Annotated in this window: 22 protein-coding genes; 12 read left to right on the top strand and 10 right to left on the bottom strand. The window is 64.4% G+C overall.

The window, feature by feature from the left end:
* Nucleotides 1-35: 35 nt before the first annotated feature.
* Both ffh and ACLF6L_RS03860 read right to left on the bottom strand, forming a co-directional pair.
* Complete coding sequence (ffh, locus tag ACLF6L_RS03865; protein ID WP_008930636.1) at nt 36-1,397, bottom strand: signal recognition particle protein; 1,362 nt, start codon at nt 1,395-1,397, stop codon at nt 36-38.
* A 51-nt stretch (nt 1,398-1,448) separates the two neighbouring features.
* Nucleotides 1,449-2,216 (bottom strand): 3',5'-cyclic-nucleotide phosphodiesterase, encoded by a 768-nt coding sequence (locus ACLF6L_RS03860; RefSeq protein WP_238617673.1) that lies wholly within the window; start codon nt 2,214-2,216, stop codon nt 1,449-1,451.
* Between the two features lie 145 nt (nt 2,217-2,361).
* Here ACLF6L_RS03860 and ACLF6L_RS03855 point away from each other — a divergent pair, with 145 nt between their 5' ends.
* The 8 genes from ACLF6L_RS03855 (at nt 2,362) to folE2 (ending at nt 10,447) form a co-directional block, all read left to right on the top strand.
* Nucleotides 2,362-3,180, top strand: coding sequence for an inner membrane protein YpjD (locus tag ACLF6L_RS03855; RefSeq protein ID WP_238617674.1), 819 nt, complete (start codon nt 2,362-2,364; stop codon nt 3,178-3,180).
* Between the two features lie 141 nt (nt 3,181-3,321).
* Nucleotides 3,322-4,602 carry an HlyC/CorC family transporter gene (locus ACLF6L_RS03850; protein ID WP_238617675.1) on the top strand — a complete coding sequence of 427 codons (1,281 nt, stop codon included), beginning with the start codon at nt 3,322-3,324 and terminating at the stop codon, nt 4,600-4,602.
* 7 nt (nt 4,603-4,609) lie between these two features.
* Nucleotides 4,610-5,968, top strand: coding sequence for a DNA repair protein RadA (radA, locus tag ACLF6L_RS03845; protein ID WP_238617676.1), 1,359 nt, complete (start codon nt 4,610-4,612; stop codon nt 5,966-5,968).
* Between the two features lie 103 nt (nt 5,969-6,071).
* On the top strand, nt 6,072-6,338 hold the full coding sequence (locus ACLF6L_RS03840) for an exodeoxyribonuclease VII small subunit (RefSeq protein ID WP_238617677.1): 267 nt from the start codon (nt 6,072-6,074) through the stop codon (nt 6,336-6,338).
* Complete coding sequence (gene ispA / locus ACLF6L_RS03835) at nt 6,339-7,223, top strand: (2E,6E)-farnesyl diphosphate synthase (RefSeq protein ID WP_238617678.1); 885 nt, start codon at nt 6,339-6,341, stop codon at nt 7,221-7,223.
* Between the two features lie 91 nt (nt 7,224-7,314).
* Nucleotides 7,315-9,171, top strand: coding sequence for a 1-deoxy-D-xylulose-5-phosphate synthase (dxs, locus tag ACLF6L_RS03830; RefSeq protein WP_412852398.1), 1,857 nt, complete (start codon nt 7,315-7,317; stop codon nt 9,169-9,171).
* Nucleotides 9,172-9,238: 67 nt separating this feature from the next.
* Nucleotides 9,239-9,616, top strand: a complete 378-nt coding sequence (queD, locus tag ACLF6L_RS03825) for a 6-carboxytetrahydropterin synthase QueD (RefSeq protein WP_412852397.1) — start codon at nt 9,239-9,241, stop codon at nt 9,614-9,616.
* 15 nt (nt 9,617-9,631) lie between these two features.
* Nucleotides 9,632-10,447, top strand: coding sequence for a GTP cyclohydrolase FolE2 (gene folE2 / locus ACLF6L_RS03820; RefSeq protein ID WP_008930626.1), 816 nt, complete (start codon nt 9,632-9,634; stop codon nt 10,445-10,447).
* A 52-nt stretch (nt 10,448-10,499) separates the two neighbouring features.
* Here folE2 and bamC read toward each other — a convergent pair whose 3' ends face one another.
* Both bamC and dapA read right to left on the bottom strand, forming a co-directional pair.
* Nucleotides 10,500-11,648, bottom strand: a complete 1,149-nt coding sequence (gene bamC, locus ACLF6L_RS03815) for an outer membrane protein assembly factor BamC (RefSeq protein ID WP_412852396.1) — start codon at nt 11,646-11,648, stop codon at nt 10,500-10,502.
* Complete coding sequence (gene dapA, locus ACLF6L_RS03810; RefSeq protein ID WP_238617682.1) at nt 11,645-12,538, bottom strand: 4-hydroxy-tetrahydrodipicolinate synthase; 894 nt, start codon at nt 12,536-12,538, stop codon at nt 11,645-11,647. Before dapA ends, bamC begins: the two co-directional genes overlap by 4 nt.
* Before the next feature lie 186 nt (nt 12,539-12,724).
* Here dapA and ACLF6L_RS03805 point away from each other — a divergent pair, with 186 nt between their 5' ends.
* From ACLF6L_RS03805 to ACLF6L_RS03795, 3 genes are all read left to right on the top strand, one after another.
* A complete protein-coding gene (locus tag ACLF6L_RS03805) occupies nt 12,725-13,282 on the top strand; it encodes a glycine cleavage system protein R (RefSeq protein WP_238617683.1) in 558 nt (185 codons plus the stop codon).
* Nucleotides 13,283-13,348: 66 nt separating this feature from the next.
* Complete coding sequence (locus ACLF6L_RS03800; RefSeq protein WP_238617684.1) at nt 13,349-13,825, top strand: peroxiredoxin; 477 nt, start codon at nt 13,349-13,351, stop codon at nt 13,823-13,825.
* A gap of 29 nt (nt 13,826-13,854) precedes the next feature.
* Entirely contained in the window at nt 13,855-15,267 is a 1,413-nt protein-coding gene (locus ACLF6L_RS03795; protein ID WP_238617685.1) for a PhoH family protein, read from the top strand.
* A 10-nt stretch (nt 15,268-15,277) separates the two neighbouring features.
* Here the strand turns inward: ACLF6L_RS03795 and ACLF6L_RS03790 are convergent, their stop codons facing one another.
* The 4 genes from ACLF6L_RS03790 to ACLF6L_RS03775 are packed head-to-tail and all read right to left on the bottom strand — an operon-like array spanning nt 15,278 to nt 18,462.
* Complete coding sequence (locus ACLF6L_RS03790) at nt 15,278-16,375, bottom strand: AI-2E family transporter (protein WP_238617686.1); 1,098 nt, start codon at nt 16,373-16,375, stop codon at nt 15,278-15,280.
* Complete coding sequence (locus ACLF6L_RS03785) at nt 16,372-16,848, bottom strand: Crp/Fnr family transcriptional regulator (RefSeq protein ID WP_412852744.1); 477 nt, start codon at nt 16,846-16,848, stop codon at nt 16,372-16,374. Before ACLF6L_RS03785 ends, ACLF6L_RS03790 begins: the two co-directional genes overlap by 4 nt.
* Nucleotides 16,731-17,474 carry a type 1 glutamine amidotransferase gene (locus ACLF6L_RS03780; RefSeq protein WP_412852395.1) on the bottom strand — a complete coding sequence of 248 codons (744 nt, stop codon included), beginning with the start codon at nt 17,472-17,474 and terminating at the stop codon, nt 16,731-16,733. The genes ACLF6L_RS03785 and ACLF6L_RS03780 overlap by 118 nt, the downstream gene beginning before the upstream one ends.
* A 58-nt stretch (nt 17,475-17,532) precedes the next feature.
* Nucleotides 17,533-18,462, bottom strand: coding sequence for a selenium metabolism-associated LysR family transcriptional regulator (locus ACLF6L_RS03775; protein WP_238617689.1), 930 nt, complete (start codon nt 18,460-18,462; stop codon nt 17,533-17,535).
* Between the two features lie 69 nt (nt 18,463-18,531).
* On the opposite strand from ACLF6L_RS03775, the gene ACLF6L_RS03770 reads away from it, so the two are divergent.
* Nucleotides 18,532-19,026 (top strand): TM2 domain-containing protein, encoded by a 495-nt coding sequence (locus ACLF6L_RS03770; RefSeq protein ID WP_412852394.1) that lies wholly within the window; start codon nt 18,532-18,534, stop codon nt 19,024-19,026.
* Between the two features lie 19 nt (nt 19,027-19,045).
* Here ACLF6L_RS03770 and ACLF6L_RS03765 read toward each other — a convergent pair whose 3' ends face one another.
* The gene (locus ACLF6L_RS03765; RefSeq protein WP_238617691.1) at nt 19,046-19,345 is read right to left on the bottom strand and encodes a hypothetical protein; all 300 of its coding nucleotides are present in this window, start codon (nt 19,343-19,345) and stop codon (nt 19,046-19,048) included.
* Nucleotides 19,342-21,936 carry an ATP-dependent chaperone ClpB gene (clpB, locus tag ACLF6L_RS03760; RefSeq protein ID WP_412852393.1) on the bottom strand — a complete coding sequence of 865 codons (2,595 nt, stop codon included), beginning with the start codon at nt 21,934-21,936 and terminating at the stop codon, nt 19,342-19,344. Before clpB ends, ACLF6L_RS03765 begins: the two co-directional genes overlap by 4 nt.
* Nucleotides 21,937-22,085 lie beyond the last annotated feature (149 nt).

Raw genomic sequence — 22,085 nt, 5'->3', positions numbered from 1 at the left:
CGCCATTATACACGCGCTTCGGCAAGGTACAAGCTTCAGAAGGGCAAACGCCCTCCCGGCATGCGGCCCTTGAGGGATTTCATCATCTTGCTCATGCCACCCTTGGAGAACTGCTTCACCATCTTGCTCATCTGCATGTGCTGCTTGAGCAGGCGGTTCACGTCCTGCACCTGGGTCCCGGACCCGGCCGCAATGCGCCGCTTGCGTGACCCCTTGATGATGTCCGGATGACGACGTTCCTTGGGGGTCATGGAGTTGATGATGGCCACCATGCGCTGCAGATCCTTGTCATGGGACTTGTTCTTGATGGCATCGGGCAGATCCCCCGCCCCAGGCAGCTTCTCCAACAGGGAACTCACGCCGCCCATCTTGGACATCTGCCCGAGCTGGTCACGCAGGTCCTCCAGATCGAAGGTCTTGCCCTTCTTGATCTTGCGGGCCAGCTTCTCGGCCTTGTCCTGGTCCACCTGGCGGGAAGCCTCTTCCACCAGGCTGAGAACATCCCCCATGCCCAGAATGCGGGAGGCCAGGCGGTCGGGATGAAACGGCTCCAGGGCGGCGGTTTTCTCGCCCATGCCCAGGAACTTGATGGGCTTGCCGGTGATATGGCGTACCGACAGGGCCGCTCCGCCCCGGGCGTCACCATCGGCCTTGGTGAGGACCACGCCGGTGAGCGGCAAGGCGTCGTTGAAGGCCTTGGCGGTATTGGCGGCGTCCTGGCCGGTCATGCTGTCCACCACGAACAGGGTCTCGGCGGGATCCAGGCGCGCATGCAGGCGCCGGATCTCGTCCATCATCTCCCCGTCGATGTGCAAACGCCCGGCGGTGTCCACGATCAGCACGTCCTGATACTGCTTGCGGGCCTGCTCCAGGGCGGCGGCGGCAATGTCCAGGGGGTCCTGACCGGACTCGCTGGGGAAGAAGTTCACACCCACTTCGCCCGCCAGGGTCTGCAGCTGCCGGATGGCGGCGGGACGGTAGACGTCACAGCTGGCCACCATCACCTTCTTGTCCTGACGCTCCTTGAGCCAGCGCGCCAGCTTGGCCACGGTGGTGGTCTTACCCGCCCCCTGCAGGCCGGCCATGAGGATCACCGCCGGTGGCTGCACATTGAGCTTGAGGCCGTCATTGGCCTCGCCCATGACCTTGATCAGCTCATCGTTCACCACCTTGACCAGGGCCTGGCCCGGGGTCAGGCTGGCCAGCACTTCCTGGCCCACCGCCCGCTCCTTCACCCGGGCGATGAACTCGCGCACCACCGGCAGGGCCACGTCCGCTTCCAGCAGGGCCTTGCGGACCTCGCGGATGGTGTCCTGGATGTTCTCCTCGGTCAGGCGGGCCTGGCCGCGAAGGCGCTTGATGGTGCCCTGAAGGCGTTCTGAAAGGCTGTCGAACATAGGCTTTGAGGCGCCGCGGCGCTGCATGCAACCGGTTGGAAGGGTGAGGGATTATATCGTGAAAACATCGCCACTGCAGAGCCGCAGCAGCTCCCGCCCGGGAACCCGGGCCTGCAACGCGGCAAACACGCTGTCTTCCTCGCCGGACTTGAGGTGGGTGATGCCGACCCGGGGAGCATGACGCAGCTTGGTAAGATCCCTCGCCAGCAACGCGGGACAGTAATGTCCCGCCTGCTGGCCCAGGGCCTGCTCCCGGTCCGGAAAGGCACATTCCACGAACAAAAGATCCAGGGTGTCATGGGCGTTGAGGGCATCCCAAAAACCGTCATTGCTGGTGGTGTCGCCGCTGAAGGCAAAGGCCGCCCCGTCCCGCTCCACCCGATACCCCACCGCCGGTACCGAATGGGCCACCGGCAGCATGTCGATGCGACGTCCGTCCAGATAAATGGGGACAGCGGGTTCCATGGCATGGAACCGCACCACCGGCCGCTCCCGTTCCGGCAGCTCGAAGAAATCCGGCCAGATCTGCCAATTGAAAATGTGATCATGGATAATATGCATACAATCCGCACGGGCATGGATCACCAAGGGCCGGGACTGCAGCCGGCTGAACAGGGTGTCCAGCAGCAGCGGAAGACAGGCTATATGATCCAGGTGGGTATGGGTGATCAGCAGATGCCTTATCCTGGCCATGGCTTCCAGGGACAGGTCACCCACTCCGGTGCCGCAGTCGATGAGGATGTCGTCATCGACCAGGAAGGCGGTGGTACGACGGCCGGCGCCGATGCCGCCGCTGCAACCAAGGACCGTAATCTGCATGCTCCTTGCGCACCTTGCTGGACCAGAATATTGAGCTTGATCCTAACACGCTGTCCGCCGGGACCGATATCATGTTCGATCCCTTCTCCGGGAAGGGAATTTATGCAATGATTCTCAATTGAAATCTAAGGTTTGGTGCTCATAAATGCTCGTAGCCGCCATCGGATTCATCACCACCGTGCTCTACTTCACAGGGGGCGCTCTGCTCATGCAGCGGTTGCGCAAGGGCTCCGGCGGCGCCGCGCCGCCCGCCCGGGGCAAGATGCTACTGTTCTCCGTCTGGGGAGGGGCGGTTGCCCTGCACGCCCTGCTGCTCTACCTCCACGTCTTCAGTGCCAACGGCACCGGCATGGGGGTCTTCAGCGTGGTCTCCATGGTGGCCTGGCTCATCGCCTTCTTCCTGCTGGTGGCCTCCATCCGTTACCCCATCCATATCCTCGGCATCCTCCTGCTTCCCTTCGCCGGGGTTACGGTATCCCTGGAGCTGGCCCTGGCGGGAGACCTTCATACCACCACCGCGGTCGACCCCAGCCTGCGCGCCCACATGCTGCTGGCCATGATCGCCTTCAGCCTGCTGACCATCGCCGCCATCCAGGCCGCGCTGCTGGCCTTGCAGAACTACAGCCTGCACAACCACCGCCCCGGCGGACTGATTCGCGCCCTGCCGCCGCTGTCCACCATGGACTCCATGCTGTTCCACGTCATCGGCTGGGGCTTCATCTTCCTGACCGCGGCCCTGGTGACCGGCCTTTTCGTGCTGGAAGACCTGTTCGCCCAGCACCTGGCCCACAAGGTGGTGTTCGCCATCATCGCCTGGATGATCTTCGCCACCCTGTTGATCGGCCGCTTCCGCTTCGGCTGGCGGGGCCGGCTGGCCGCCCGCTGGACCCTGATCGGATTTGCCCTTCTGTTTGTGGCTTACGTGGGCAGTAAGATGGTCCTGGAAATGATCCTGGGCGTCTGACGGCAAATCGCGCCGGATGGCGGGACGGGGCCGGCTTCCACGACGGCCCCGTCCCGCATCGCGGCACGCCCCTTGACAGAGACATGATCCGGCCCGTGTAATTCCACGGGTGTTCAATCGCCCCGTGGTACCGGACCCACCTTGGAACAAATACCCCTGAGTGTACTGGCGGCATTGCTGGTCACACTGTTTTTCTGCTCCGCCTTCTTCTCCGGCTCCGAAACTGCGCTGATGGCGCTCAACCGCTACCGCATGCGCCACCTGGCCCAGGCCGGGCATGGGGGCGCCGGTCGGGCCCAGCGGCTGCTGGACAAGCCGGACCGGTTGATCGGCCTGATCCTGCTGGGCAACAACTTCGTCAACATCATCATCACCCAGCTGGCCACCTATATCGGCTTCCGGCTCTACGGGGATGCGGGCATCGCCATCGCCACCGGCCTGCTGACCCTGGCCCTGCTGGTCTTCGCCGAGGTGGCTCCCAAGACCCTGGCGGCCCTGCACTCGGAGAAGGTGGCCTACCCGGCCGCCTACGTCTACACCCCCCTCATGGTCGTCGCGTACCCCCTGGTGTGGACGGTCAACCTCCTCTCCAACACCGTCCTGCGGCTGCTGGGCGTGCGCGCCCAGGCCCGCGCCCAGCACGCCCTCTCCAGCGAAGAACTGCGGGTGGCCGTGAACGAGGCCGGCGCCCTGATCCCGGCCCGCCATCAGCGCATGCTGGTCAACCTGCTGGATCTGGAAAAGGCCACCGTGGAAGACATCATGGTGCCCCGCAACGAGATCGTGGGTATCGACCTGGAAGATGACTGGGATGAAATCACCCAACAGCTCATTCACAGCCAGTACACCCGACTGCCGGTGTTCGAGGGCAACGTGGACAACATCCTGGGCTTCATCCACCTTCGTCGGGTTCTGCCCATGGTCTACCGCAACGAACTGACTCCGGGACAGCTACGCGAATCCCTGCGTGACCCCTACTTCATTCCCGAAGGGACCAACCTCAATCGCCAGCTCCTCAACTTCCAGCGGGAGAAGCGGCGCATCGGCCTGGTGGTGGATGAATACGGCGACATTCAGGGGCTGGTCACCCTGGAGGACCTGCTGGAAGAGGTGGTGGGCGAGTTCACCTCGGACCCGGGCGCCATCACCCCGGAAATCCTCCCCCAGGCCGACGGCAGCTATCTGGTGGATGCCACCATCCATCTGCGCGAACTCAACCGACTGCTGGGCTCCCACTTCCCCCTGGATGGCCCCCGCACCCTCAACGGACTGTTGCTGGAACATCTGGAAACCATTCCCGATGCCAATATCAGCGTGCTCATGCAGGGGTATCCCATGGAAATCGTGCAGGTAAAAAACAACGCCATCCGCACCGTGCGCATCAGTCCGCGCCTGCCGCCGCGCCCGACGGCACAGGAGTGAGCGCGTCGTGGCCAAGCCAAAGACCCAGTACCAGTGCACCGCCTGTGGCGCATTGACCCCGAAGTGGAGCGGCCAGTGCCCGGACTGCGGCGCATGGAACGCCATGGAGACGGTGATCTCGGCGCCCGCCGCGCCCACCACCGGCCGCTTTGCCGGATATGCCGGCGCCGCCGCTCCCCAGGTGCGCCGCCTGGGCGATGTCGGCGGCGGCGAGCAGGCCCGCACCAGCACCGGCATTTCCGAACTGGACCGGGTTCTGGGCGGTGGGCTGGTACAGGGGTCGGTGGTACTGATCGGCGGCGACCCGGGTATCGGCAAGTCCACCCTGCTGCTGCAGACCCTGGCTACCCTGCCGGAGCTGCACAGCCTGTATGTCACCGGCGAGGAATCCCCGGAACAGGTCTCCCTGCGGGGGCGCCGCCTGGGCCTGCCCTGCGACGACCTGCGCCTGCTCACCGAAACCTGTGTCGAACGGATCACCGCCCACGCTGAGCGGGAACGGCCTCAGGTGATGGTGGTGGATTCCATCCAGACCATCTACTCCGAACAGCTGCAGTCCGCCCCCGGCTCGGTGGCCCAGGTACGGGAAAGTGCCGCCGTCCTGGTGCGCTACGCCAAACAGACGGGGACCGCCCTGTTCATCGTCGGCCATGTCACCAAGGAAGGTCAGATCGCCGGTCCCCGGGTGCTGGAACACATGGTGGATACCGTTCTCTATTTCGAGGGGGACCCCGGGGGACGCTACCGGGTCCTGCGAGCGGTCAAGAACCGCTTCGGCGCGGTCAACGAACTGGGCGTGTTCGCCATGTTGGAAACCGGCCTCAAGCCGGTCACCAATCCCTCGGCCATCTTCTTGTCCCGCCACGAAGCCCCCGTTTCCGGCAGCGTCATCATGGTCACCCGCGAGGGAACCCGGCCGCTGATGGTGGAGGTGCAGGCCCTGGTGGCCGAAAGCCATGCCCCGCAGCCGCGCCGCATCACCGTGGGACTGGAACAGAACCGGCTCACCATGCTGCTGGCGGTACTCCACCGCCATGGCGGCCTGGCCCTGTATGACCAGGATGTCTTCGTCAACGTGGTGGGCGGGGTCCGGGTCACCGAGACGGCAGCGGACCTGCCCATGCTGCTGGCGGCCCTGTCCAGCTTCCGCGACCGCCCCCTGCCCCATGAACTGGTGAGCTTCGGCGAGGTGGGTCTGGCTGGAGAGATCCGTCCCGTGCCCAACGGCGAGGAACGCCTGCGGGAAGCCGTCAAGCATGGCTTCACCCGTGCCATCGTGCCCGCCGGTAACGCCCCCAGAAAGCCCATCGACGGCATGGAGGTGATGGCGGCCAAGCGCCTGAGCGACATTCTGGAGTGGATCTGACCCGATCCAGGACAGGCAAACTCGCCGTTGGGCTTTCCCGTCCCGCCGGATTCCTATAAGTTAGCAGCCTTTCAGGTACATCCCCGATCAAGGACCAGGAGTGATGGTGAAGAAAACGCCCCCGGCCGCCGAGCCCGCCACCTTCGAGCAGGACCTGGAGGCACTGGAGGCGCTGGTCACCCGCATGGAGCAGGGAGAACTGAGCCTGGAGGCCTCGCTCAAGGAATTCGAGCGCGGCATCGCCCTCACCCGCCGATGCCAGCAGGCCCTGACCCAGGCTGAACAGAAGGTCCGCCAACTCACCGAAAGCGGCACCGACATCGACTTTGACACGTCGGACCACGGCACCGACGAGGAAGGAGAACGCTGAGTGGAGTCCCGCATTTCCGAACTGCAGCAACGGTTTGAGAACGCCCTGGCCGGCTGGCTGCCGGGGGAAAACATCCTGCCGGCGCGCCTGCACGAAGCCATGCGCTACTCGGCCCTCAACGGCGGCAAGCGGATTCGTCCCGTCCTGACCTATGCCACCGGCATGGCCCTGGGCGTCCCGCTGGAACGCCTGGATGGTCCCGCCTGCGCGGTCGAGTTGATCCATGTCTACTCCCTCATCCACGACGATCTACCGGCCATGGATGATGACGACCTGCGCCGCGGCAAGCCCACCTGCCACAAGGCCTATGACGAGGCCACCGCCATCCTGGCCGGTGACGCCATGCAGGCCCTGGCCTTCCAGATCCTGGCCTGCGACCCGGCCATGGTGGACGACTCCCGGGCCCGACTGCGCATGATCGAACACCTGGCCCGGGCATCCGGCTCCCGGGGCATGGTGGGCGGACAGGCCATCGACCTGAGCTTCGAGGGCCAGACACCGGACATCGCCCAGCTGGAAAACATGCATATCCACAAGACCGGCGCCCTGATCCGGGCCGCCGTGATGCTGGGCTTCAACAGCTGCCCGGATGTGGACGAACCGCTGGCGGCCAGACTGGACTGCTTCGCCAAGTCCATCGGACTGGCCTTCCAGATCCGTGACGACATCCTTGATGTCGAGGGCGATACCCAAACCCTGGGCAAGACCCAGGGCGCGGACCAGGCCCTGGGCAAGGCCACCTACCCGGCCATCATCGGCCTGGAGGCCTCCAAGCAGCAAGCCCGGGAACTGGTGGATCGCGCCCTGGACAGTCTCAAGGAGCTGGACGAAGGCGCCGACCTGCTGCGCTGGATCGCCCGCTACATCATCGAACGCATCCATTGAGCCGCCGCCGCGGCACCCGGCCCATGCAGGTTTCGGCTTGCGCGGCCGGGCGCCCCTCCGGATAATGCACTTTTCGCCGAACGACAGTGAAATGACACACACCGTTTCGTACCCCCTGCTGTCTCGCATCCAGTCACCGGAAGACGTGCGCAAGTGCTCTCTCAATGAGCTCCCCGTACTGGCGGACGAGTTGCGCGGCTTCCTACTGGAATCGGTTTCCCGCACCGGCGGTCATCTGGCGGCCAACCTGGGCACCGTGGAACTGACCATCGCCCTGCACTACACCTTCGCCACCCCGGAAGATCGCCTGGTCTGGGACGTGGGCCATCAGAGCTACACCCACAAGATCCTCAGCGGTCGCCGGGATACCATGTATACCCTGCGCAAGAAGGGCGGCCTGGCCGGTTTCCCCAAGCGGGACGAGAGCCCCTATGACGCCTTTGGCGTCGGTCACTCCAGCACCTCTATCGGCGCGGCCCTGGGCATGGCCCTGGCGGCCCGGCAGAAAGGGGAAAAACGCAAGTCCATCGCCATCATCGGCGACGGCGCCATGACCGCCGGCATGGCCTTCGAGGCCCTCAATCACGCCGGCGACGAGAAGGCCGACCTGCTGGTCATCCTCAACGACAACAACATGTCCATTTCGCCCAACGTGGGCGCGATGAACCGCTACCTGGCCCGCCTGCTGTCCGGCCCCATCTACTCCACCATGCGGGAAGGCAGCAAGAAGGTCCTGGAGCACATGCCCCCCATGCGCGAGTTCATGCGGCGCGCCGAGGAGCACGTCAAGGGCATGATCATTCCGGGCACCCTGTTCGAGGAACTGGGCCTGAACTACTACGGCCCCGTCGACGGCCATGACGTGGTCGGACTGGTCAAGATGCTGCGCAACCTGCAGGCCATGGACGGACCGCTGCTGCTCCATGTAGTCACCCACAAGGGCCGCGGCTACGCCCCGGCGGAGGAAGACCCCTGCACCTACCATGGCGTGGGCAGCTTCGATCCGGAACAGGGTATCCAGAACGGCAAGAGCGGCGGCACCCCCACCTATACCCAGGTGTTCGGCGACTGGCTGTGCGACCAGGCCGCCGCCGACGAGCGCATGGTGGCCATCACGCCGGCCATGTGCGAGGGCTCCGGCATGCGGGCCTTTGCCTGCAAGTATCCGGAGCGTTACCACGATGTGGGCATTGCCGAACAGCACGCCCTCACCCTGGCGGCCGGCATGGCCTGCGAAGGCTTGAAGCCGGTGGTGGCCATTTACTCCACCTTCCTGCAGCGCGCCTATGACCAGCTGATCCACGACGTGGTGCTGCAGGATCTGCCGGTGCTGCTGGCCATTGATCGTGCCGGCGTGGTGGGTCCCGACGGCCCCACCCATGCGGGCAGCTTCGACCTGTCCTTCCTGCGCTGCATCCCCGGCATGGTCATCATGACCCCCGCCGACGAAAACGAATGCCGCCGCATGCTGTCCACTGGCTATCTGCTGGATCAGCCGGCAGCGGTGCGTTACCCCCGCAGCAAGGGCACCGGCGCGACCATCGACGAAGGCCTGCTGCCCCTGCCCGTGGGCGAGGCCGACATCCGCCGCAAGGGCAAGGGCGTGGCCATCCTGGCCTTCGGCACCCTGCTCACCCAGGCCCTGGAAGTGGCCGACACCCTGGATGCGACCGTGATCAACATGCGTTTTGTCCGCCCCCTGGACGAAACCCGGGTGCTGGAAGCCGCTCGTACCCATGACCTCATCGTCACCATCGAGGACAATGTGGTCGCCGGCGGGGCCGGTAGCGCCGTGGCCGAGTGCCTGGCACGCCATGACGTGACCGCCCGCCTGCTCCACCTGGGCCTCCCCGACCGTTTCCAGAGCCACGGCACCCGCGAGGAACTCCTCGCCGATGCGGGACTGGACACGGCCGGCATCGAGGCCGCCATCAAGGCTCGCCTGTGATCAGCAGGCTTGTGCCGCTCATGACAGTCGCGTAATATCCGACAAAACTGGTAAACAATAGCCCGCCGTGCCCAAATACACCCTCAAGGTGCTGACCGATTTCGCGTCGGCACATACGCTCCGTGATTACCCGGGGAACTGTTCCCGCCTGCATGGTCATAACTGGAAGGTCGAAGCCGAAGTGGAGGCCACGGTGCTGGATTCCCTGGGCATGGCCGTGGACTTCAAGACCATCAAGTCGCTGGCGAGAGAAATCGCCGGCGAGCTGGATCACACCTATCTCAACGATCTGGCACCCTTCCGGGACATGAACCCCACGGCCGAGAACATCGCGGCCTGGTTCTTCCGGGAGATGGCTGCCCGCCTGAACGCACCGGGCGTCCGGGTCAGCGCCATCACCCTGTGGGAGACCGAGCGGGCCTGTGTCCGCTATACGGAAGAGTAGCCAAAGGACACCGTCATGAGCACAACCGCCTCCCCGGCCCGCGCCTCGGCCATCCCCGATGTGCAGTCCAGCGCCGATACCCGGCGCATCCCCATCAACAAGGTGGGCATCAAGGACATCCGCCATCCGGTACGGGTGCGGGATCGCACCGGCAAGGACCAGCACACGGTGGCCTCCTTCAACATGTACGTGAACCTGCCCCAGGACTTCAAGGGCACCCACATGTCCCGCTTCGTGGAGATCCTCAACACCCACGAATACGAGATCACCGTGGACTCGTTCAAGACCATGCTGCACGAGATGGCGGAGCGCCTGGAAGCCGCCACCGGGCACATTGAGATGCGCTTCCCCTTCTTCGTCAACAAGGCGGCGCCGGTATCCGGCGTGCAGAGCCTGATGGACTACGAAGTCACCTTCATCGGCGAGATCAGTGACGGCAGACCGAGCATGAACATTCAGGTGGTGGTGCCGGTCACCAGCCTCTGCCCCTGCTCCAAGGGCATCTCCGAGTACGGCGCCCACAATCAGCGTTCCCACGTCACCGTCAATGCCCGGGTGGAACAGTTCGTCTGGGTGGAGGAACTCATCGATCTGGTGGAATCCCAAGCCTCCTGCGAGCTCTACGGTCTGCTCAAGCGGCCGGACGAGAAATATGTGACGGAGCGGGCCTACGACAATCCCAAGTTCGTGGAAGACCTGGTTCGCGACATCGCCATCCGCCTGAACGGGGATGCACGGATCAGTGCCTATTCCGTGTCCTCGGAGAACTTCGAGTCCATTCACAACCATTCCGCCTATGCCCTGATCGAGAAGGACAAGACGGCAGGTTGACGCCAGGGAACCGGGCAGGGCGCCATGCCCTGCCCGCGTGAAGCGAATGACCCTACCCCTGATTGCCGCCGGGATTGAGTTCCTGCTCGATCCGCTCCAGTACCGCGGCGGCCTCGCCGCCTGACAGGGCTTCCCCGGCCTGGGAGCGGGGAATCACCTGCACCCAATCCCCGGCCTGCCGCAAATGAATCTGGTACTGGGTATCGGGTCGCAGCCTGGCACTCTCACCGGTACTGAACAGGCGACTGAAGAAACCGCCCCGGCGCTCATGGGCCTCGGGCCGGAAGGTCACGTAATACACCCCTTCACTGCGGTCCTGGTCATCCACCAGCAGAGCGGCCCGATCCAGCAACACCCCCATGCGGCGCCAAAGCCCGGTGAACTCACCCCGAACCTCCAGGGCGGTTTCACCATTCGCCTCACTCAGGCGCAGCCCCGGGGTGAGATCGGGGGCCTGCCCCAGGGCTTGGGCGGCCTGCTCGGGCTCCAGACCCAGATGCACCATCAGGCGCACCAGCATCTCGGCCTCGGCTTCCGGATCGGAGGGACGCATGCGCCAGCGGACAATATCCTCCCGCTCGGCCACTTCCTCGACACTGCGATGGCTGACAAAGACGGCCGTGCCGGAGTCCCCCTGGGGCTCCAGCCGCACACGATACTGGTCCCGGGTACTGGCATCGTAGAAATCGCCGAACAGCCTGCCCAGCAAACCTCGGATACCGCCCTCCATGGGCACCTGGGCACGGGCCTGGAACCACTCGGTTTCCAGAATGCCCAACGCCGGCTCTTCCCGGTTCAGGGGCAGCGACTGGGCCTGGAAGAAGGCCCTCAGCTGGGGCCAGAGATCCGCCGGCGGCGTATCCTCCACCTCCAGCCAGCGCACATTGCCTTCGCGACGAAGCTGCAGCGTGCTCGCATCCACCAGGACCGGCACCCGGGCCTGGGTGCCGGAAGAGATCTCTCCCGGCACTGCCCGGCGATCCTCCAGGGCGCTGGCCCTGGCCGTGGTCTGCTCGGGGATGCGGAAACTCGGGTCCACGTTCGGGGCCACCAGGTCGGGGGGGACTTCCAGGGCCCGGGTTTCGCGACTGTCGGCGTGACCATCACGGGAGCCGAGGCTCCCGCAGGCGGTCAGCACCATGACGGCAGTCAGGCCCGGCAGCAGTATCCAGGCCCTGGCCATATTGAGAGATGTCTTCATGCAGGATAGGTACTCAAGGGTATGCCGGCGGCCCGCAGGGCTTCACGCAGGGGCTCGCGCAGGGGTTCGGACAGGGGCGTCAGCGGCAGGCGGATCCCGGGCGGGATCAGGCCCATCTCATGCAGGGCCCACTTGACCGGAATGGGGTTCGACTCCAGGAACAGGGCCTTGTGCAGCCCCTTGACGGGGGTATCGGCGGCCACGGCGGCCTCCCTGTCGCCGGCCAGTGCCGCGGCGCACATGTCATGCATGGCGCGCGGTGCCACGTTGGCCGTGACCGAGATGATGCCCTTGCCGCCGGCCAGCATGAATTCCAGGCTGGTGGCATCGTCGCCGCTGTAGAGATCCAGACGGTCGCCGCATCGCTCCATCAGGAGGCGGGCCCGGTCCAGGTCACCCGTGGCTTCCTTGAGACCGACGATGTTGGAAATATCCGCCAGGCGTTCCACGGTCTCGGGCAGCAGGTCCACGGCGGTCCGCCCCGGGACATTGTAGAGGATCTGGGGAATGGGCACGGCATCGGCGATGGCCCGATAATGACGGTACAGCCCCTCCTGGGTGGGCTTGTTGTAATAGGGCGTCACCAGCAGGCAGGCATCGACGCCCATCTGCATGGCCACCCGGGTCAGGTCGATGGCCTCCGCCGTGGAATTGGCCCCGGTCCCGGCAATCACGGGAACGCGTCCGGCGGCGAACTCCATCACAAGGCGGAGCACCCGGCAATGCTCGTCCACATCCAGGGTGGCGGACTCCCCGGTGGTGCCCACCGCAACGATGGCGTCGGTCCCCTGGTCGATATGAAACTCCACCAGCCGCTCCAGCGCCGATTCGGAGATGAAGCCATCCTCCTCCATGGGTGTGACCAGTGCCACCATGCTGCCGTGAAACATCGAAACCTCCGCGCTGAATGCAAGCGGACATAGTAATGTCCGCCCTCCTCACCATCAAGCCATGACGCGGGTACGTGCGGGATTGTTTCCACGCCGCCGCGGACGCCTCGCCACCGCCGCGGCCTTGATAGGCGAGGCAGGCGGAAACTGATACCCTTTGCCCATCATCATTGCCTGTCCGTGACCATGCCCCAGCCCACCAAGCATCCCCGTACAACTCATCTGGTCATTTCCGCCATGGGGGAGGACCGCCCGGGACTGGCGGAGCAATTGTCACGGGTGATCCTGGAAAGCGGCTGCAGCATCCAGGACAGTCACATGTCGGCCCTGGGGGGCACCTTTGCCGCCCTCATGCTGGTATCGGGCAACTGGAACACCCTGAGCAAGCTGGACGGTGCGCTGGCGGCCCTGGGACGACAGGCGGACCTGGAAATCCTGTCCCGGCGCACGGGTCCGCGCCAGGATACGGTGGTGCCGAGCCTGCCCTACTCCGTGGATGTGATTTCCCTGGACCAGCCGGGGATCGTGCATCAGCTGGTGGGCTTCTTCACTGCCCGCGGGGTGGGCATCCGTGAACTCAACAGCCATGCCTATGTGGCCGTTCACTCCGGCACCCCCATGTTCAATGCCCACCTGTCGGTGGAGATCCCCACCACGGAACATATCGCCTCCCTGCGGGAGGACTTTCTGGATTTTTGTGATGAACTGAATCTGGATGGTGTCATCGAACCCATCAAGGGGTAGGTCAGTGACACATGAGGCCACCCCCAGGCTGATTTGCAGTGATTTCAGGCTCAGGAGACCAGGCCCATGACGGACAACACGATCGAAATCGGCGGGAGCGTGCCCGATTTTGAACTCCCCGCCACCGGCGGCGACCCCATCCGACTCTCGACACTGCTGGCGCAAGGCCCGGTGGTGATCTACTTCTACCCCAAGGACGATACCGCCGGCTGCACCACGGAAGGCAAGGACTTCACCGCCCGCCACGATGCGTTTCGCGCCGCCGGCGTCACGGTGATCGGCATTTCCCGCGACAGCCTCAAGTCCCACGAGAAGTTCAAGGCCAAGCACGGCTTTCCCTTCGAACTGCTGGCCGATGAATCCGAAACGGTCTGCGAGCAGTTCGGGGTCATGAAGCTGAAAAACATGTACGGTAAACAGGTGCGAGGCATCGAGCGCAGCACCTTCCTCATCGACCGGGACGGCATCCTCCGCCGGGAATGGCGCAAGGTGAAGGTGGCCGGCCATGTGGACGAGGTGCTCAAGGCCATCGACGTGCTCTGACCCACCCGCCCCCGTTCCGGAGCCCGTTCATGGTCAAGAAGGACATCCACGGCAAGCGCCTGTTCGTGCTGGACACCAATGTGCTCATGCACGATCCAGCGGCGCTGTTCCGCTTCAAGGAACATGATGTGTTCCTCCCCATGGTGGTCCTGGAGGAACTGGACAAGGCCAAGAAGGGCGTTTCCGAGGTCGCCCGCAACGTACGCCAGGCCAGCCGGTTCATCGATGAACTGATGGCTGACGCGAGCCACGCCCAGATTGCCCAGGGGCTGCCCCTGACCGGCGCGCGCCTGGGCGACTCGGATGCCGCGGGTACCGGCCGGCTGTTCTTCCAGACCCGCGTGCTGTCCTCCCATCTGCCGGACAACCTGCCTGGGCGCACCCCGGATCACACCATCCTGAGCACTGCCCTGGCGCTGCAGGGAGAACGGCCGGACGAGGCCGTCACCCTGGTCTCCAAGGACATCAACCTGCGCATCAAGGCGGCGGTACTGGGCATCCATGCGGAGGATTACTACAACGACCAGGTCCTGGACGACGTGGACCTGCTCTACCGGGGCACCTGCGAGCTGCCGGCGGATTTCTGGGACAGCCACGGCAAATCCATGGATTCCTGGCAGGAGAGCGGTCGCACGTTCTATCGCCTCACCGGCCCGCTGGTGACCCAGTGGCACCCCAACCAGTGTCTCTATCGGGAAGACGATCCTGCGTTCACCGCCCTGGTACGACGCCGGGAAGGTGACTCCGCGGTGGTGGAACTGGCCCGGGATTACACCGGCGCACGACACACGGTCTGGGGCATTCACGCCCGCAACCGGGAACAGAATTTTGCCCTGAACCTGCTGATGGATCCGGAGGTGGACTTTGTCTCGCTGGTGGGCACGGCGGGCACCGGCAAGACCCTGCTCACCCTGGCGGCGGGCCTGGCGCAGACCCTGGAGGACAACCGCTACCGGGAAATCATCATGACCCGGGTGACGGTGCCGGTCGGCGAGGACATCGGCTTTCTGCCCGGCACCGAGGAAGAGAAGATGACCCCGTGGATGGGGGCCCTGATGGACAACCTGGAAGTGCTCACTCGCTCCGAGACCGGGGGCGACTGGGGTCGGGCGGCGACCCAGGACCTGATCGGTAGCCGAATCAAGATCCGCTCCCTGAACTTCATGCGCGGGCGCACCTTCCTCAATCGCTTCATCATTCTGGACGAGGCCCAGAATCTCACGTCCAAGCAGATGAAGACGCTGATCACCCGGGCCGGCCCGGGGACCAAGGTGGTCTGCCTGGGGAACGTGGGGCAGATCGATACCCCCTACCTGACGGAAACCACCTCGGGCCTGACCTACGTGGTCGATCGCTTCAAGGACTGGGACCATGCCGGCCACGTACTGCTGCAGCGGGGCGAACGCTCACGACTGGCGGATTTTGCCTCCGAGCATCTCTGAAAACCCGCGCTCAGGCCGCCTCGTTGTCGTAACGTGTCTGTTCCTCATGATCGGGCATGTTGCCATGGCGGGGCCAGGAACGGATCACCGCCTGGATCAGGGTGGCCAGCGGGATGGCGAAGAAGACCCCCCACAACCCCCACAACCCGCCGAACAGGATCACCGCGGTGATGATGGCCACCGGATGCAGATTCACCACCTCGGAGAACAGCAGGGGCACCAGCACATTGCCGTCCAGGAACTGGATCACCGCATAGGCAATCAGCACATAGGTGAACTCGCTGCTCACCCCGAACTGGAAATAGGCCACCACCGCCACTGGAATGGTCACCAGGGCCGCACCGATGTAGGGGATGATCACCGACAGCCCCACCATGAATGACAGCAGCAGGGCGTAGTTGAGATTGAAGTAGATGAAGGTCAGGTAGCTGGCGGCCCAGACGATGAGGATCTCCACGAACTTGCCGCGGACGTAGCTGGCGATCTTGATGTTCACCTCGGCCCAGACCTCGTTGGCCAGGCCCCGGTCCCGGGGCAGGAAACCGGTGATCCAACCCAGGATGGCATCCTTGTCCTTGAGCAGGAAGAACACCATGATGGGCACGATGACCAGGTAGACCATGATGGTGACCGCATGCACGGCCGAGGCCAGGGTCAGGTTCACCACCCGCTGCCCCAGGGCGATGGATTCCGCCCGGATCGCACCCATGATCTCGCGCACCTGCTCCTCGGTGATGAACTGGGGATAGCGCTCGGGCAATTGCAGCAGGATGTTCTGTCCCTGCACCACCATGTTCGGCAGTTCCCGTACCAGCTGGGTGATCTGCTGACTCAGCACCGGCACCACCACCAGCAGGGTGGCCACCAGTACCGCCATGAACACCAGGAAGACCAGGGTCACCGCCGCCATGCGCGGAATGCGCCAGTTCTGCAGGCGACGCACCGCCCCCTCCAGCAGGTAGGCAATGATGATGCTGGCCAGCAGCGGCGCCAGCAGCCGGCCGGCAAACAACACCACGGCAAATCCCAACAGCAGAAGGAACGCCAGGATCACCACCTGGGGATCGGAAAAATGGCGTTCGTACCAGCGACGCAGGACCGGGATCATTCGCGGGCCTCGCACAGACGCTGATAATGGCGGGCAAACACCGCCTCCAGTTCATCGATCACTTCCACCGCCGCCCGCCCCTGCATCACATGTTGGGTCATGAGCTGTGAAGTCTCGTTGAGCAGACGCGCCTTGTCCAGCATCGGATAGGTGGCGGACAGGCGTTTCATGGCCCGGATCACGCTCTCCTCCTCGGGACGGGGAATGGGTTCGGGTGCGGGAATGGACGTGGGTACCGCCGCGGCTCGGCCGGCAAGGAACTCGGCAAAGGCCAGCAGGGTATCCCGATCAGCGGTCGACAGGCCACGATACAGACTCCGCAGGCGTCGCTCGGAGGTGGAATGGGGCGGCAGACTCACTTGGGCTCCAGTTTGAGATTGAACACGGGCATCTTGCGGCGCTCCTGCATCAGGCCCAGCGCCGTCACCAGGGCCGCCACCACCCGGGCCGTCATGTCCTGCATCCGCGGCCAGAGATCCCGGGCCTGCACCAGCAGTGCCGTGATGTCGGGGGGCGGATTGTGCCCGGGCTCCATGATGATGTCTTCCAGCATGCCCGGCTTGAGCTCGGGCCGAAACAACAGACCGTAGGTCAGGGGATCGGGCCGCACCGCCAGCCAATGCCCCGACTCGTCCACCAGGATGGGCTCCAACCCCTCGGGCAGGACGACGTTACCATGGTACATCACCAGTACCTGCTGCCCGTCCACGGCCTCCGCCAGGGGATCGCCCTCGCCTGCCGGCGTCTTGCGGGCGGTGACGAAACCCGCGGTGCAGTCAGGCGACAGGGTCGCCTCGCCGCCGGCGGCCTGCGCCACCAGCAGCCCCCCCATGCCCAGCCCCACCACCGGACGCCGGGCCTTGCGGAAAATGTCGATCAGGCGCAACTCATCGGGCACCTGGGGATTGCGGGCCGCGTCGGCGGTGGGCCAGGCGCCTCCCAGCAGCCAGAGGCCATCGAACTGGGCAGCCGATCCCGGCAGCCCCTGTCCGACGAAGGGACGGAAATAACTGAAGCCGATATCTCGACGCTCCAGGTGGCTCTCGATCAGGCCGAGAAACTCTGCATAGCTGTGCTGTACAACCGCATAGTTCTTCATGGCGGACTCCCTTGCAGGGTCTCGCGGCCTGAAGCACCGGATCCTGGGCGGGGACCGGTCAGGAAGACGGACAGCGCTCCTCCTCGGCAGCGGACTGGGTTTCGCAGTAATCACGGGCGAAGGACAGGAGTTCCTCCATGGCCCGCAAGCGGAACTTCTGGCGCTGATGCACGAACGAAAACTGTCGCGTCAGGGGCGGCTCCAGCGGGATGCCCACCAGACGTTCCAGGGCCAGTTCCTTGTCGATGGTGGAACGGGAGAGGATGGAGACCCCCATGCCGGCCTCGACAGCTCCTTTGATCGCCTCGGGGCTGCCCAGTTCCAGACAGATGGCCAGGCCGTTGCGATCCACGTCCTGGGCGACCAGATAATCCATGATCACCTCGCGGGTGCCCGAGCCCTCTTCCCGACAAATGAAGGGGAACGGCAGGATCTCTTCGATGCTCAGGCAGTCCTTCTTCGCCAGGGGGTGGGAGGGCGGGACAATGACCACCAGTTGATCCAGTCGGCACATCTCCACCTGCAGGTTGCGGTTGGACACGGGGCCTTCCACCACGCCAAGGTCGATGATGTTGTTCTCCACCATGGAGACGATCCCCTCGGAATTGGACACCTTCAGGCGCAGGTTCACTTCCGGATACTTCTTCTTGAAGTTACCCAGCAAGGCCGGAAGCATGTACTCGGCGATGGTAGTGCTGGCCCCCAGGGTCAGTGCGCCGGTGACATCGCCGGTGATCTCCCGAATGGCGTTGTCCATCTCCGTGTAGGCCTCGAAGATGCGCTCGGCATACCCGTAGGCAGTGCGTCCCGCCTCGGTGAGACTGACCCGGTTGTGGGTACGATCGAACAAGCGCGTATTGAAGTGTTCCTCCAACTGGCGGACCTGAAAGGTGACTGCCGGTTGGGTCATGTGCAGGGCCTCCGCCGCCTTGGTGAACGACAAAAGTCGCGCCACCGTATAGAACACCTGAAGTCGTCGGTCAGCCATGATGGGATATCCCTGATTTCGTCCTACACTCTGATGATTGGGTATGGTGACTGCAACGGGAGGGTATGCATGAGCAAGGCTTGGAGGCAGCTGGACCTCAAGGGGGCCGGTCTGCAGCAGATGAATGCCGAATACATCCGCGACATGCGCCGCCCTGTCGTTGCCTATGCCCTGATGGCCGCTTTCCCGCTGGGCCTGCATCGATTCTATCTGAAGGAACCCCTCGGCGGGATTGCCTACCTGATCCTGAGTCTGAGCCTGCTGTTGGGCCTGCCCATCGGTGCCGGGATCTGGCTGCTGCTACCGGCCCTGGGTCTGCTGGGCGGCGCGATTTTCGATCTGTTCTGGATCGACCGCCGCGTCACGCACCTCAACAAGACCCTGCGCATGCGCCATTTCCTGCGGCCGGATCATCGGCCGCCGCCGGGTTATCAAGGACGAGGAGAAGAACCGGATCCGCGAGAAGAGCGGAGCACCGGGGCGCAACCGGCCTCTTTCAATCAGCAGGAAGCCATGCTCCGGGCGCTGATGAAGGCCAACAAGGGCCGCCGGACGCCACCCTGAGGCAAGGGTCGTCCGGCATTCACGGATCGCCCGGGCGCCAGATACCGAAGGCCTCCTGGGGGGCGTGGGCAGGCTCCGGCGGCACCTGACGCTGCTGTGCCACCACGTCCTCGAACACGCTTCCCATGAAGGCCTGCAGTTGCTCCAGAAACTCCCGGCGTCGATCATCCGGCACGTGCTGGCAGGCCAGCAGGTAGCCGGTGACGGCGGCCATGTACTGGACCGCCACCAAAGGATCCCCGCAGCGCGGGTCGTGGCCGGCCAGCACTTCCTGCAGTTGCTGGACCAGTTCACCTGATAGTTGCAGTGTCTCGCTCATGGGCGAAGCATATCGCGATCATTGCCGAAGGTCAGCCCCTCCCCGGCACAATCCACCGCCACCACATCCCCGGGGCCGTACTCGCCCCGCAGGATGCGCTGGGCCAGCGGATTTTCCAGCTGCTGCTGAATCGCCCGCTTCAAGGGGCGGGCGCCGTAGACCGGGTCGAACCCGGCTTCGCCCAGGCGATCCAGGGCCGCCTCGGATACCGTCAGTCGCAGGTCGCGATCCGCCAGGCGACGACGCAGATAATCCAACTGAATGGTGGTGATGGCCCGGATCTGATCCCGACCCAGGGGATGGAAGACCACCACCTCGTCCACCCGATTGATGAACTCGGGACGGAAATGGGTGCCGACCACCTCCATCACCGCCGCCTTCATCTGATCATAGTGTTCCTCGCCGGCCATCTCCTGAATCAGCTGGGATCCCAGATTGGAGGTCATCACGATCACGCTGTTGCGAAAATCCACCGTACGGCCCTGGCCGTCGGTGAGACGACCGTCATCCAGCACCTGCAACAGCACGTTGAAGACGTCCGGATGGGCCTTTTCCACCTCGTCCAGCAGGATCACCGAGTAGGGCTTGCGCCTGACTGCCTCGGTCAGGTAGCCACCTTCCTCGTAGCCCACGTACCCCGGAGGCGCGCCGATGAGCCGGGCCACGGAATGTTTCTCCATGAACTCCGACATGTCGATGCGCACCATGGCCTCGTCGGTGTCGAACAGGAATGCGGCCAGGGCCTTGGTCAGCTCGGTCTTGCCCACCCCGGTCGGCCCCAGGAACAGGAAGGAGCCATTGGGGCGGTTGGGATCGGAAAGCCCCGCCCGTGCCCTGCGGATGGCATCGGCCACGGCCCTGACTGCCTCGTCCTGCCCCACCACGCGCCGGGTGAGGGCCTCCTCCATGCGCAGCAGCTTCTCCCGCTCCCCTTCCAACATCTTGGCAACAGGGATGCCGGTCCAGCGGGAAACCACCTCGGCAATCTCCTCGTCGGTCACCTTGTTGCGCAACAACCGCATCTCGTGCATTTCCGCCTGGGCGGCCATGTCCAGCTGCCGTTCCAGCTCGGGAATGCGACCGTATTGCAGCTCGGACATGCGTCCCAGGTCGCCGGCCCGGCGCGCGGTCTCCAGCTCCAACCGGGCCCGCTCCAGTTCTTCCTTGATGGAGGCGGTGCCGGACAGGGCGGCCTTTTCCGCCTTCCAGATCTCGTCCAGGTCCGAATACTCCCGCTCCAGGCGATCGATCTCCCCCTCCAGGGCCTCCAGGCGCTTGAGCGAAGCCTCGTCGGATTCCTTTCTCAGGGCTTCGCGCTCGATCTTGAGCTGAATCAGACGCCGCTCCAGGCGATCCATGCTCTCGGGCTTGGAGTCGATCTCCATGCGGATGCGGCTGGCCGCCTCGTCCACCAGATCGATGGCCTTGTCCGGCAGCTGGCGATCCGTGATGTAGCGATGAGACAGGGTCGCGGCGGCGACAATGGCCGGATCGGTGATCTCCACCCCGTGATGGACCTCATAACGCTCCTTGAGGCCACGCAGGATGGCGATGGTGTCCTCCACGTTGGGTTCGTTCACCAGCACCTTCTGGAAGCGCCGCTCCAGGGCGGCGTCCTTCTCCACATACTTGCGATACTCGTCCAGGGTGGTGGCGCCGATGCAGTGGAGCTCTCCCCGCGCCAGGGCCGGCTTGAGCATGTTGCCCGCGTCCATGGATCCCTCCGCCTTGCCGGCGCCCACCATGGTGTGCAGCTCGTCGATGAACAGGATCACCCGTCCCTCCTGCTTGGCCAGGTCACTGAGCACCGCCTTGAGCCGCTCCTCGAAGTCACCACGGAACTTGGCCCCGGCGATGAGCGCCCCCATGTCCAGGGACAGCAACCGCCGGTCCTTCAGACCCTCGGGCACTTCGCCGTCCACGATACGCTGGGCCAGCCCCTCGACGATGGCGGTCTTGCCCACGCCGGGCTCGCCGATGAGGACGGGGTTGTTCTTGGTGCGCCGCTGCAGCACCTGAATGGCGCGGCGGATCTCCTCGTCGCGACCGATCACCGGGTCCAGCTTGCCCTGTTCGGCGCGCTCGGTGAGATCGATGGTGTATTTTTCCAGGGCCTTGCGCTGCTCCTCCGCATTGGGGTCATCCACCCGCTGACCACCACGCAGGTCATGGATGGCCTTGTCAACGGCCCCCTTGGTGGCGCCGGTCTTGCGAAGCAGTTCACCCAGTTGACCCTGATGCTCCAGGGCTGCCAGCACGAACAGTTCGGAAGAGATGAACTGATCCTTGCGGTCCTGGGCCAGCTTGTCGCACAGATTCAGCAACCGGCCGAGGTCGTTGGAAATGTGCAGGTCACCGGCCGCCCCCTCCACGCTGGGCAGACGCTCCAGGGCCTCCCCCAGCTGGGACCGCAGCAGATTCACATTGACGCCGCTCTGAGCCAGCAGGGGTCGCACCGATCCCCCCGCCTGGTCCAGCAGGGCGATCATCAGGTGGACCGGCTCGATCATCTGGTGATCACGGCCCACGGCCAGGGACTGGGCATCGGCCAGTGCCAGCTGGAACTTGCTGGTGAATTTGTCCATGCGCATGGTGGCAAAACCCCTTGAGACTATGTCAGATTAATCCTGGATATTGGGCTGGAGCGGCAGGCTTTCAAGCAGGACTGACTTGCAACCCATTTTTATTAACATATACCTGCGCCGGTGATCCATGCTGTCGCCATCACGGCGTTTCGGAA

The sequence above is a fragment of the Ectothiorhodospira shaposhnikovii genome, assembly GCF_047222355.1.
Taxonomy (GTDB): Bacteria; Pseudomonadota; Gammaproteobacteria; order Ectothiorhodospirales; family Ectothiorhodospiraceae; genus Ectothiorhodospira.
This window is presented reverse-complemented; position numbering and strand designations above follow the sequence as displayed.